The sequence below is a fragment of the Bacillus sp. SIMBA_031 genome (assembly GCF_046535225.1).
Lineage (GTDB): Bacteria > Bacillota > Bacilli > Bacillales > Bacillaceae > Bacillus > Bacillus velezensis.
In genome coordinates this window covers 1-324 of sequence record NZ_JAWRXC010000098.1, presented here as the reverse complement: position 1 = coordinate 324, position 324 = coordinate 1, and the positions used below count along the sequence as shown (strand labels likewise).

General features: G+C 64.8%; 1 protein-coding gene. It reads right to left on the bottom strand.

What is annotated here, in order from left to right:
* The coding region (locus SB724_RS19675; protein ID WP_410572469.1) for a YigZ family protein at positions 1–324 on the bottom strand (324 nt) is incomplete at both ends.

Genomic DNA, 324 nt, shown 5'->3' with positions numbered 1-324 from the left:
GCGCGGCCGCGGGTCAGGTTGGTGACCAGCAGGATGGCTTCTGCGGCGTGTATTTCTGGAATTTCGAGCGTCAGCAGGCATCCCTCGTGATCGAACTGCTCGCCGGTAATCCGCGCCATGCCCTGCGACGTCAGTTTCGAGCGAACCATCTCGAGTTCCTGGAAATTCAGGTGCACGGTGCCGCTGACGGCAGGAATTGTCTCTTCCAGCTCCGCCTCTCTGAGGCAGGCCGCGGCCGTGCCGCCATAGGCGCGCACCAGACCGCCGGCGCCAAGCAGCACACCGCCGAACCAGCGGGTGACGATGACGAGCGTCCTGTCGAGC